At 60.9% G+C, this 12,933-nt stretch carries 10 protein-coding genes; 1 reads left to right on the plus strand and 9 read right to left on the minus strand.

The window, feature by feature from the left end; genetic code table 11:
* The first annotated feature begins 112 nt into the window (after positions 1-112).
* The gene (serB, locus tag AC1AWK_RS04575; RefSeq protein ID WP_476568492.1) at positions 113-790 is read left to right on the plus strand and encodes a phosphoserine phosphatase SerB; all 678 of its coding nucleotides are present in this window, start codon (positions 113-115) and stop codon (positions 788-790) included.
* Between the two features lie 105 nt (positions 791-895).
* Here the strand turns inward: serB and fmt are convergent, their stop codons facing one another.
* The 9 genes from fmt to carA all read right to left on the minus strand — a co-directional run bounded on the left by fmt (position 896) and on the right by carA (position 12,854).
* Positions 896-1,864, minus strand: a complete 969-nt coding sequence (fmt, locus tag AC1AWK_RS04580) for a methionyl-tRNA formyltransferase (RefSeq protein WP_476568494.1) — start codon at positions 1,862-1,864, stop codon at positions 896-898.
* A gap of 40 nt (positions 1,865-1,904) precedes the next feature.
* A complete protein-coding gene (locus AC1AWK_RS04585) occupies positions 1,905-2,615 on the minus strand; it encodes an HAD family hydrolase (protein WP_476568496.1) in 711 nt (236 codons plus the stop codon).
* A 151-nt stretch (positions 2,616-2,766) separates the two neighbouring features.
* The gene (locus AC1AWK_RS04590) at positions 2,767-4,986 is read right to left on the minus strand and encodes a primosomal protein N' family DNA-binding protein (RefSeq protein ID WP_476568498.1); all 2,220 of its coding nucleotides are present in this window, start codon (positions 4,984-4,986) and stop codon (positions 2,767-2,769) included.
* Positions 4,986-6,203 carry a methionine adenosyltransferase gene (metK, locus tag AC1AWK_RS04595; protein WP_476568500.1) on the minus strand — a complete coding sequence of 406 codons (1,218 nt, stop codon included), beginning with the start codon at positions 6,201-6,203 and terminating at the stop codon, positions 4,986-4,988. Before metK ends, AC1AWK_RS04590 begins: the two co-directional genes overlap by 1 nt.
* 132 nt (positions 6,204-6,335) lie before the next feature.
* Positions 6,336-6,620: a DNA-directed RNA polymerase subunit omega gene (gene rpoZ / locus AC1AWK_RS04600; RefSeq protein WP_476568502.1), complete on the minus strand. Its 285-nt coding sequence runs from the start codon at positions 6,618-6,620 to the stop codon at positions 6,336-6,338.
* 90 nt (positions 6,621-6,710) lie between these two features.
* The gene (gene gmk / locus AC1AWK_RS04605) at positions 6,711-7,349 is read right to left on the minus strand and encodes a guanylate kinase (protein WP_476568504.1); all 639 of its coding nucleotides are present in this window, start codon (positions 7,347-7,349) and stop codon (positions 6,711-6,713) included.
* Between the two features lie 6 nt (positions 7,350-7,355).
* The gene (gene pyrF, locus AC1AWK_RS04610; RefSeq protein WP_476568506.1) at positions 7,356-8,261 is read right to left on the minus strand and encodes an orotidine-5'-phosphate decarboxylase; all 906 of its coding nucleotides are present in this window, start codon (positions 8,259-8,261) and stop codon (positions 7,356-7,358) included.
* Positions 8,262-8,266: 5 nt separating this feature from the next.
* A complete protein-coding gene (gene carB, locus AC1AWK_RS04615; protein ID WP_476568508.1) occupies positions 8,267-11,644 on the minus strand; it encodes a carbamoyl-phosphate synthase large subunit in 3,378 nt (1,125 codons plus the stop codon).
* Positions 11,637-12,854 (minus strand): glutamine-hydrolyzing carbamoyl-phosphate synthase small subunit, encoded by a 1,218-nt coding sequence (gene carA, locus AC1AWK_RS04620; protein WP_476568510.1) that lies wholly within the window; start codon positions 12,852-12,854, stop codon positions 11,637-11,639. The genes carB and carA overlap by 8 nt, the downstream gene beginning before the upstream one ends.
* Positions 12,855-12,933: the final 79 nt, after the last annotated feature.

Genomic DNA, 12,933 nt, shown 5'->3' on the forward strand with positions numbered 1-12,933 from the left:
AAGCCAGTTTCTCCGGTCTGGCATACCGATATGGCGGACGAGGCTGCGGAAGCAAAAAGAAACGTATTATGCATACTGTGCATTGTCGCAATGATTCGACACAATCAACACTATGGCGCACAAAGCTTTGCAACCCCTTAACGAGCGTCCCACACTGCGGGCGCCCGGCCTGCTGGTCATGGATGCCGACGGCACCCTGTTCGAACAGGAAGTCATTGACGAGCTCGGTGCCTTGGCCCACGTACCCGACCAAGTGGCCGCCATCACCGCACGCGCCATGAACGGCGAGCTTGACTTCGCACAGGCCTTGCGCGAGCGGGTGCGTCTACTGCGCGGCCTGCCCAACTCGGCGATCGACGGTGTGCGACACGGCATCACCATTACCCGCGGGGCACGCACGCTTGTCGACACGCTTCACGCACATGGCTGGCGCGTCGGCGTCGTGTCCGGCGGATTCCATGATGTACTCGATCCCATCGCACGCGACCTCGGCCTCGACCATGTGCTCGCACACCGTTTGCAATGGCATGACGGCACACTCACCGGCGACATCGAAGGCACAGTGGTGGACCGTGATGCCAAACGCGACACACTTGTCGCCTGGGCACATCTCAACGGCATCGATATGGCACAAACCGTAGCCATAGGCGATGGCGCCAATGACATCGCCATGCTGCTGACCGCAGGGCTGGGCATCGGATTCGACCCCAAGCCCGCGGTGCGCCGTGCGGTGCCGACCATACTCGACGAGCGCAATCTTGCGGCGGCGCTTGACCTGCTGCGCCGCTAACCGTGCAGATTATGGCGCAACCCTAAGGACGCGACCGGCCGCCGGAGGCACAGCCGACGCTTCTACGACACGGCTCCGACGTGCCGACGACGCCCAGCATGGGGATTAGTCGCAATACGCCTGCGAGTCCAAGCGGGCGCCACGCGCCCAATCGGCCGCCGCCATGGCCTTCTTGCCCTGCGCCTTGACCTCCAACAGCTCCAACGGCATCGCGCTGGCCGAGCCAAGCCACACATGCCGCTTGTCCGTCACCAGCTGTCCGGGTCGCATATCGGCAGGCACACCCGGCTCATCGGGCTGGGCGATGCGGGCACGCAGCACATGCAGCGTCATCGCCTCGCCGCCTTCCTGGGCATGCAGCCACACCCACGCGCCGGGATTGGGCGTGCACGCGCGAATCTGACGATCCATGGCAAACACCGGCACATCACAGCGGATATGCGCATCCTCCTGCGTGATTTTGCGCGCATGCTCGTATGCGCCCGCACTTTGCGGCACAGGATCGGCCACCCCCGTGGCCACCGCGTCCAACGCCTCCACCAGCATCGGAGCACCATCGACCGCCAAACGATCCAGCAGATCGCCGGCCGTCTCGTGCGCACCGATGCTTACGGTGGACTGCGCCACAATCGGCCCCTCATCCATGCCGGCGGTAATGCGGAACACCGTCGCGCCCGTCACCTCATCGCCCGACCAAATGGCCCGTTGCACCGGAGCCGCGCCACGCCACTGCGGCAACAGCGAAAAATGCAGATTGTACCAACCCAATGGCAACGCCTGCAACACCGGCTCGCGCAGCAACGCACCATAGGCGACCACCGCCGCCATACGCGCGCTGGTGTCGTGCAGCACCTGGATGAACGACGGGTCATGCGGACTGGACTCCAGCACCGGCAACCCCAGCGCCAACGCCTCCTGCTTGACAGGACTGGCCACCATCTTGCGTCCCCGGCCGGTCGGCGCGTCAGGACGGGTCAGCACCGCCGTGACCGTGAAGCGCGGATCGTTCGCGAACGCGCGCAACGACGGCACCGCCACCTCGGGCGTGCCGGCGAACACTATCGGAACCGTCATCGAAACCACCCTTTCGTTATCGCGTCAGCCAATCGCCTCTCTACAGGCGCACCACATCCGGAATCGGCACACCGGCCTCGACCAGCAGATGCCGCAAGGCACGCGGGTCGCTGAACCGCACGCCGCGAATACCGGCCTCATTGGCACCCACAATGTTCATCGCCTTATCGTCGACAAACACGCTGGTAGAGGCATCAATGCCGAAATCGGCCAACGCCCGCTCGTAGATATCCTTATGCGGCTTGCGCAATCCCACAAACCCGGACACCAGCCGCCCGTCAAGCTCCTGCAGCAGCGGGCAGTCACGCACCGCCAAGGCAAACAGCTCACGCTCCCAATTCGACAATCCCCACACGCCGATGCCGGCCTGACGCAGATCACGCACCAACATGCGAGCGCCCGGCACCAACCCCATCAACGAATCTTCGAAATGCTCGCAGTAGAAGCTCAGCATGTCGGCCCAGGCGTCGCCATACTTGGCACGCACCCACGCCACCGCATCCGTAATGCTCATGCCGCCATCCATCATGTCAGCCGCATCGAAAAAGCCGGAGACCTCGTTATCTAGGAAGCGACGCACCGTATCCTCATCGTAGCGAGACACCAGTGCGGCGGTGGGATCCCACCGAATCAGCACATTGCCGAAATCAAAAATCACGTCGGTAATTGGCTTGCCCGCAGCGGATGCCGCCGCCGAATCTGCCACCAATACGTCGTAGTCCATCTGCGGCTCTCCCGGCCACTGCGTCATGATTGCCCTCCTTGCCATGTCGCGCGTATGATGGCGGCCCATGTCGCCGTCACCACTATGCTTCCCTTATGGTTTCACGGCAGAGCGACGAACCCCGCACGGCGACACACCCGACCGGCAATACCCGACGCAGGCACGCTTGCGCATACGACTACATCATGTCTTTCGGATCCATTTGGAAACGCAGCTCTCCCGGCTCACGTGTCCCGGCATGCCATGCCATTTGCTGACGCAAGGCACGTGCCAACGCCTCACGGCGCTTATGCTCCACGCGCACCACTGCCTTGACCCGGTCACGGGTAGCTTCCAATTCCCGGGCATCCTGGGTGCGCGGCGGCGCGATGGGCACAGGCCCCAACACCGCCGGCATACGTCGTTCGCCCACGCAAACCTCGGCCCAGTCACCGTCAAGCACGCCCAGCTCACGCAAAGCACGCATCACCGCATCGCGCTGACCCCACACGCAAGCCACACTCACCACCGGCGACAACCCGGTATCCACGCGCTCACGCAATTCCGCAGCCGTCATATACCCGCTATCCCACAACGCCAACGACTGCGCCACCACCGGATCGGCCTCACCCACGATCAGCGCCTGACCACCCTTGCTACGCGGCGCACACCATGAAGCCACACGCATCCAAGAACGCAGCACGTCATACCGCGCATCCACGCCAGTGGCATACAGGCTGGTCCACGCATCCAGCAACGCCACAGCACGATACTGCCCCCACGACCCATCTGCGGCACGCACCCGCGGCTCGACGCCGCTTGAGGCCACCACCACCATCGGTCGATTCTCCACCCATGGCACGGCACGGCGTCCCTGCTGCGTACCCGACACCACAATGGGCACGCGACGGAACAATCCTTGCAATTCCATCGCAGTCCCCGCAGGCCCCACGCGCACCACACGCAACCGTTCGCCACCACACGACACACACCGCCAGTGCACCTGCGCCGCAGCACACCAACCGCAACGCACTTCCTGTTCGCCAATGCGCAACACCGGTCCCGTGCAGCGAAGGCACCGCGCCTGACGGTGGCATGACGCGCAGCTCATCGTCTCACGCACACCATCGGAGGGCACCGACAGCAACACCGGCCCGTGCTCCAACGCCTTGGTCAAGATAGATACCGCCGTATGCGGCACCCGTGCTCCCGCCGTACGGTCACCGATACGCCCCAACTCCTCGCGGTTCAGCCAACGCACCCACGGCGTGGCATCACGCAGCACATCCGTCAGCGGACGTAACAGCACGCTGGGCGACGATACGGCGGTATGCGTCGCACGTTCATCGACCTCCCATTGACTCGCCACACTGCGGGTCTGAGCAAAAGCGATAAACGTACCGTGATGCAGGCGCGCACGCAATCTCATCACGCCACGCGCCTGCGCATAGGGAGCCATGCCGTCGGCATGCTGATATACGGTGTCATCAACTACCACAAAATTCGCGCCATCGCCGACCGGCGCATACATGGCCGAACGCACGCCCACCACACACCGCACCTGCCCGGAACGCACCGCATGATACACACGATACCGTTCAGCAGGCGACATCATCGCCCCATACGTCGCCACATCGCCATAGACGCCATAGGTGTGTGCCGACGCCATCGCAAAGGGATGCATTCCCCAGGCCGACAACGTGTTTGCCACATCCTGCACCTCGCGCACATCGGGCAACACCACCACGATCGAACCGCCTGCCAGCCATGTACACAACACCATCCATGCTATGGCATACGTCACATCACGCGCCGCCGGCATCCCATCCACCACATAAGACTGCCCATGAGGATGACGCAACGACTCACGCAATTGCCCGGCATCGGCATACCACGAATGCATCACGGCATACGCAGCTTGTTCGCGTTCATGAGCCTGCGCCGATTGCTGCGAGTCAAGCTGGCGCTCGCGCTTGTGACGCTGCTCCTCCTCGACACGCGCCACACGCGGCGGCACTGCCACACGCACTACGTTGGCGCGCGTACCGCCATACGCATCGGCAATGGCCTCAATGTCACGACGCAGCTGCGCGGGCACCGCATCGCCTTGCGATAACACCCGTTCGATGCAGCGCAGCGACGACGAAGGTGCATCGCTATGCGCCACACGAGCCCATATCACACCATTGACGCGCTGACCGCCGAATCGCACGCGTACCAATGCTCCCGGTTGCGCCGCTGCATCATGACGCTCCGGCACCTGATAGTCAAAGGTTTGTCCTAAATGCGGCGACTGCACGTCCAATACCACTTGGGCAATGGGAAGCTCTGCGGCCAGTGGTGTACCGGCCGTCCGGGAACGCTTCGCGCGGGGAGCCAAACCCTCCAGCGCTGGCTGTTCGGCGTCCAAAGCGCCCATTAGCGAACGGACACCGCCTGCCGCAACACATCGGCGCGATTCGTCTGCTCCCACGAGAACGCCACATCCTTACGTCCAAAATGACCGTAAGCCGCGGTCGCCTCGTAGGTAGGCGTCTTCAGCCCAAGCTCGTCAATAATCGCCGCCGGACGCAAATCGAACACCTGACGTACTGCCCGGGCAATGTCGTCATGACTCACGCCAATCTCACTACCGAAGGTCTCGACGTTGATCGACACCGGATCGGCCACACCAATCGCATAGGCTACCTGCACCTCAACGCGACGCGCCAACCCTGCGGCCACAATGTTCTTCGCCACCCACCGTGCCGCATACGCCGCCGAACGATCGACCTTGCTCGGATCCTTGCCGGAAAACGCACCACCACCGTGATGTGCGGCACCGCCGTAAGTATCCACGATGATTTTACGACCCGTCAAGCCGGCGTCCGCCGCAGGACCTCCCAGAATGAACGAACCGGTCGGATTTACCAGCACACGGTAGTCATCGTGACGCACCGTAACATCCAATTCCTCCGACAATACCGGTTCAATAACATGTGCGCGCAACTGTTCGCGCAACCACGCCTGGTCCACGTCCGCATCATGCTGCGTGGACACCAACACCGTATCAATGCGTGCAGGACGGCCGTCCTCACCATATTCCACCGTCACCTGGGTTTTGCCATCGGGACGTAAATGCGCCACCTCACCGGACTTGCGCACCTGAGTCAAACGCTGCGCCAACCGATGTGCCAACGTAATCGGCAATGGCATCAGCACATCGGTCTCATCGCAAGCATATCCGAACATCACACCCTGATCGCCCGCTCCTTGCGCCTCATAGCGTTCCTCGCGAGACGCGGCTGATTCCTCGTCAAGACTCAAGCGCTGTACGCCTTGGTTAATCTCCGCGCTTTGCCCGCCAATCGCCACCAACACACCGCACGAATCGGCATCCAATCCAATGGCAGAGCTGGTATAGCCGATACGACGCAGCACCCCGCGGACCACCTGCGGAATATCCACATAGCCTTCGCTGGTCACCTCTCCGAATACAACGAACTGTCCCGTCGTCGCACAGGTCTCCACCGCCACATGCGAATGGGGATCCTGACGTAGCATATCGTCCAAAATCGCATCGGAGATCTGGTCGCATACCTTATCCGGATGACCTTCCGTCACCGACTCCGCCGTAATCAGTCGTGGTTCGCTCATGTCTCTTCCTTGTTTGTCAACTGCCATAACCGTGCATCGCACCCGCATACCTGCCGCAAGTGCAAGAGAGGCCCGTGCCAACCACGGAGGGTGGCGCGAGCCTCACCATACGCTCCTGCCGAGCAGACAAGCCTAGTTGCCCTCGTTCACATCATCCTCGCCCAGCGTCTCTTCCAGCAGACCCTCGTTAATCTCGCGGAAAGCGATGGACAGCGGCTTCTCCTGATTCTGGTATTCCACCAGCGGGCCGACGTTCTGCAGCAAACCTTCGTTTAGCTGCGTGAAATAGGAATTGATCTGACGCGCGCGTTTGGCGCCAAACAACGCCAAGGCATACTTGGAGTCAGCGTGCTCCATCAAATCGTCGATGGGTGGATTCGCAAGTCCCTGCGGGGTAGGCTCAGTGCCGAATGCCATAATGAATGTCTCCAAATCGTCATGAAAGCATTACACATTTTCCAACCTCACCAGTATACGGTGAGGGCTCGATAAGCGCGACGCAGATCCTTAGGCACCCTTATACGTGCCATTGTTTCTAGACTCCTCGCCATCATGCGGCAAGCCATATTCGTCGGCAATCACCGCCCACAACTCGCTGGCCGCACGCTCCACCTCATCGTTGACGATGACCACGTCAAACTCGTCGGCGGCAGCAAGCTCCACCTCCGCCGTACGCAGACGACGCTCGCGCTGTTCCTCGGTTTCCGTACCACGTCCCACCAAACGGCGCACCAGTTCCTCATAGCTGGGAGGCGCGATGAATACGGAAACCATATCCAACCCCAGCTCTCCGGCACGCTCACGCACCCGACGCGCGCCCTGCAAGTCGATTTCCAACACCGTCGGGACTCCCCGACGCATATGATCCAACACCGGCTGCAGCGGTGTGCCATAATATGCCATGCCATGCACCACAGCCGTTTCCAAGAATTCGCCCGCCTGTTCGCGTCGCACAAACGTGTCTTCATCCATAAAGTGATAGTTCACACCATCAAGCTCGCCGGGACGCGGCTGACGCGTCGTAGCGGACACCGACACCCATACTTCAGGATGCCGCTTGAGTAGGCACGATTCCACCGTCCCCTTGCCTACGGCAGTGGGGCCAGTCAGCACCACCAAACGATACGAACCTGACGATTGCATCATTCCTCCTTAATGACTCATGACCGCATCCAACGCCCGGCGCACTTCCCCGGCGGCATCCGCAATGGCGGCGGACAACGCCGCAATGTCCGGCCCATGCGTGGCAATAAGCCGCGATGCCGTCACCAAAACATTGCCCTGCGTTCCGGCGAACAACGCACGCACATCCGTGGCCTGCGCCCCCTGCCACCCGTATCCGGGAGCCAGAATCGGGCCGGTGAACTTCGACGGATCCACCCCACTCGACTGGAACCATTGCCGAATGGTGGCACCGATGATCAACCCCACCGACCCCATATGCGGGTTATCCGCGTTGAACTTCTGCGCCGTAGCAGCGATGCCATACGCTACGGTTTCGCCCACGTATTCTCCGCTTTGCCGTATCGCTGTTTGCAAACTCGCGCCTTCCTGATTCGAGGTCAGCGAGGCGATAAACACGCCACGGCCATTGTCCAGCGCGTCATTGATCACGCCGCGCAGCGAACGCGCGCCATAATACGGCAGCAACGTAATGGCATCAGCCAACAATGGCGCATCCGGCTTGAAATAGGCGTCGGCTATGGCTGACACCGTAGTGGGAAGACCGCCGTGCAAACAGTCAACGACGGTCATCATATCCATCTGTCGCGCGGCATACAGCACGCGTTCCAATGCGGCGAACCCCTTGGATCCATATCGTTCAAACATGGGCAACTGCAATTTTACCGCAGCGGCCTGTCCATAAGCTGCCTGCAACATGCGCATGGCAAACAGTTCAGCACCTTCGGCGCTAACACGATACCCCCAATCCACAAGAAGCTTGCGATGCGGATCAATGCCCACACACAACGGACCATATTTATCCATGGCGTTGCGCAGGCGCAGGCCGAAATCCGAACGCTGCGCCTGACGCTCCTCGTGGCTGAGCCCAGTCATGACCATTAACGTTCCTCAAGAGCAAACAGCTCGGCCGCATGCTCCTGAATGCTCATGATCTGGTAGTCATCGCTCTTGACCGCTTCAATCGCCATCAGCACAGCCGCGAACTCGGTCATAGTAGTGAACTGCGGTAAATCAGCAGCAATGGCGGCGGCGCGGATGGAGTAACCATCAGAGCGTGAACCGCGCGAATTCGGCGTGTTCAGCACCATGTCGATCTGACCGTCTTCAATCAGCTCCACCACATTCTTGCCTATGCTGCCCTCGGCGTGATGCACCTGAGCCGGGGCATCGGCGGCGGCGTCCACACGGGTCGAGATCTTATCGACAATATGCGCGTCGATGCCGTAGCGGCGCAACACCGAAGCCGTACCCTCAGTCGCCCAAATGGCGAAGCCCAACTCCACCAAGCGCACACCCATCAACGGCAGCTGGCGCTTATCAGCGTCATTCACCGAGATGAACACATTGCCGCTGGTCGGCAGACCACCCTCGTACGAAGCCAGCTGGCTCTTGGCGAAGGCATGAGGGAAATCACGATCGAAGCCCATAGCCTCACCGGTCGAACGCATCTCCGGCCCAAGCAGAATGTCCACCGTCTTGCCCACCGGCGTACGGAAACGCTTGAACGGCATGACGGACTCCTTCACCGCCACCTGCTGGCCGGGGCGAATCATACCGCCGTCGCCCTGAGGCAGCAGCAATCCCTTGGCACGCTGATCGGCGATGGTTTCGCCGGTCATAATACGAGCCGCGGCCTTGGCCAACGGCACGCCCGTTGCCTTGGAGGCAAACGGCACGGTGCGCGAGGCGCGCGGGTTGGCTTCGATCACGTATAGCGTATTCGCCATGAAGGCGTATTGCACATTGATCAAGCCCTGCACGCCGCAGCCCTTGGCGATGGCATAGGTGGCTTCGCGCAGACGACGGATCTGATCGTCCGACAAGGTACTCGGCGGCAAAGTGCAGGCGGCGTCACCGGAATGCACGCCGGCTTCCTCGACATGTTCCATAATGCCGCCGATATACAACTCTTCGCCGTCGAACAGCGCATCGACGTCGATTTCAATGGCATCCTGCAGGAACTTATCAATGAGCAATGGCGACGGCAAGCGCCCGGAGACCACGGTATCCGCCTTGGCTTGGTTCAGCGCGCGGCGCACATAGGTCTCCAGTTGGGCATCGTCGTACACGATTTCCATGCCGCGTCCGCCCAACACGTAGCTCGGACGCACCAGCACCGGATACCCGATAGCGTGGGCGGCCTCGAAGGCCTCGTCGATGCTCAAGGCCGTGCCATAGCGCGGGGCGTTGAGCTTCTCCCGGCGCAAGACATCACCGAACAGCTCGCGGTTCTCGGCCAAATCGATGCTTTCGGGAGTGGTGCCCAAAATCGGCACGCCAGCAGCCTTCAGACGCGCGGCCAGCGACAGCGGCGTCTGACCGCCCAACTGCACGATAACGCCCTTGACCGGACCCATGAGTTTTTCGGCCTCATAGATTTCCAGCACATCCTCGAAGGTAAGAGGCTCGAAGTACAGCCGGTCGGACATGTCATAATCGGTGGATACTGTCTCCGGGTTGCAGTTGACCATGATGGTGTCATAGTCCTTGCCCAGTTCCTGTACGGCATGCACGCAGGTGTAGTCGAACTCGATGCCCTGACCGATGCGGTTCGGCCCCGATCCCAAAATAATCACGGCCTCACGCTCACGCTTGCGCAACTCGTTCTCCTGCGCGTAGCAGGAGTAGTAGTAGGGCGTCATGGCGTCGAACTCGGCGGCGCAGGTGTCCACCGTCTTATACACGGGTCGCACGCCGTAGTTCCAGCGCAGCTCACGCACCGTGTTCTCGCCTTCATCGCCCAAGCCACGCAAATGTGCGATCTGCACGTCCGACAGGCCCGCAAGTTTCGCCTTGCGCAAGATCTTGGCATCCAAGGTCTGCGCAGCACGCACCTGCATCGCCGTGTCGTTGATCAGCATGAGCTGCTTGAGGAACCACGGATCGATCTTCGTGGCAGCGAACAGCTGTTCCATGGTGGCTCCGCCCCAGATGGCGCGCTGAATCTGCAGATAGCGATGCTCCGTGGGAATCGTAATGGCTTGCAGCAGCCGCTCAACTTCCGCCGCGTCGGGAGCCTCCCCACTCCAGTCGAAGCCCATGTGACGCTTGTCGATGGAACGCATGGCCTTGCCCAAGGACTCCTGGAAGTTGCCTGCCAGTGCCATGGCTTCGCCGACCGACTTCATGGACGTGGTCAGGCGCGGATCGGCACCGGGGAACTTTTCAAACGCAAAACGAGGGACCTTGGTCACCACATAGTCGATGGTAGGCTCGAAACTCGCCGGCGTCGACTGCGTGATGTCGTTGCGGATCTCGTCCAGGGTATAGCCCAACGCCAACTTGGTGGCGATCTTCGCGATCGGGAAACCCGTAGCCTTGGAAGCCAACGCCGAGGAACGCGATACACGCGGGTTCATCTCGATGACGATGATGCGGCCCGTATCGGGATGGACGGCGAACTGGATGTTGCAACCGCCGGTATCCACGCCCACACCACGGATGATGGCAATGCCGATGTCGCGCAGCTTCTGATACTCGCGGTCAGTCAGCGTGAATGCCGGAGCCACGGTGATGGAGTCGCCAGTATGCACGCCCACCGGGTCGACGTTTTCAATCGGGCACACCACCACAACGTTGTCGTTCTTGTCGCGCATGAGCTCCAGCTCATACTCCTTCCACCCTTCGATGCCCTCTTCGAGCAGCACCTCATCGGTGGGCGAATAGTGCAGGCCGGCACCGGCAATGCGGTGCAGCTCCTCCTCGTCATGGGCGATGCCCGATCCCAGACCACCCATGGTAAAGCTCGGGCGGACCACAATCGGATAGCCCAACTCCTCGGCGACCTTGTCCACTTCCTCCATCGAATGGGCGATGTAAGAACGGGCGGACTCAGCGCCCGCCGCATCGACGACCTGCTTGAACAGCTCACGATCTTCGCCACGGTCGATGGCCTCCAGGGAAGCACCAATCAACTCGACGTTGTACTTCTTGAGCACTCCGGCCTCGCCCAACGCCATCGCGGCGTTCAGCGCAGTCTGTCCGCCCAGCGTCGGCAACAGCGCATCGGGACGCTCCTTAGCGATGATGCGTTCCAAAATCGGCGTGGCGATAGGCTCGATGTAGGTGGCGTCCGCCATGTCCGGGTCGGTCATGATGGTGGCCGGATTGGAGTTGACCAGGATGACGCGAATGCCTTCTTCACGCAGCACGCGGCATGCCTGTGTGCCGGAATAGTCGAACTCGGCGGCCTGGCCGATCACAATCGGACCGGAACCGATAACCATGACGGACTTGATGTCAGAGCGCTTAGGCATGGCGTGCTTCCTCCTTGGCGGAACGCATAAGGTCTACGAAACGATCGAACAAATAGGCGGCATCGTGCGGACCCGCTGCCGCTTCGGGATGATACTGCACCGAGAAGGCCGGAATATCGACGCATTGCAGTCCCTCAACCACATCGTCATTCAAATCGACATGGCTGACGAATACCCTGCCGAACCGTCCATGTTCGTACGGCGCATCCACGGTTTCACCCAACGGAGCATCCACTGCAAACCCGTGGTTATGGGCGGTGACCTCTACCTTGCCGGTGGTCACGTCCTTAACGGGCTGGTTGATGCCACGATGGCCGAACTTCAGCTTGTACGTACCAAAGCCCAGAGCACGGCCCAGCAGCTGGTTGCCGAAGCAGATACCGAAGAACGGATAGCCGGCGTCAAGCACCCGACGCAGCAACGCCACCTCGGCCTCGGCCTGCTCGGGATCTCCCGGGCCATTGGAGAAGAACACACCATCGGGATTCAGCGCCTGCAACTCCTCAAAGCTCACATGCGACGGCAGCACGTGCACACGGCAGCCACGTTCCGCCATGCGATGCGGGGTCATCGCCTTAATGCCCAGGTCGACGGCGGCCACCGTGCACAACGGTTCCTTGCCTTCGAACTCGCCGCACGGCTCAATCACATACGCCGAAGCGGTGCTGACTTCCTCATACAGGCTCAGTCCCTGCATCTGCGGCGTGCCGGCCACTTCCTGCATCATGGACTCAACCGAGCGCACCGCACCATTGTCGTCAAGCAGCGCATCGCCCGAAAAAATGCCGGCGCGCATGACGCCGGCAGAACGCAAATGCCGCACAAGCTTGCGCGTATCGATACGGCACAATCCCACAATGCCCTGCGCCACCAAATCGTCATCCAGGCTGCCCGTGGCACGCCAATTGCTCACATTTGGGCTGGGCTCACGCACAATGTAGCCAGCCACCCACATACGCGAGGACTCCTGATCCTGCGCATTGATTCCGGTATCACCAATATGTGGGAATGTTTGCACCACAATCTGGCGGTCGTAGCTTGGATCGGTCAACGTTTCCTGATAACCGGTCATACCCGTGGCAAACACAATCTCACCGCAGGTCTTGCCCGTGGCACCATAGGGCTCACCGACATACACCTGACCGTCCTCCAATACGAGCACGGCGTCCTGCGGGGTAATCGTTACGGTTTCGGAATCAATCTGGTTCACCAAAAACCCCTTTTCTCAAAGGCTAATCGTACTGAGAATAACGGCCCGTTTCGACGAACGAGACGGGCCGCAATACCTA

This window comes from Bifidobacterium sp. LH_491 (assembly GCF_056356495.1).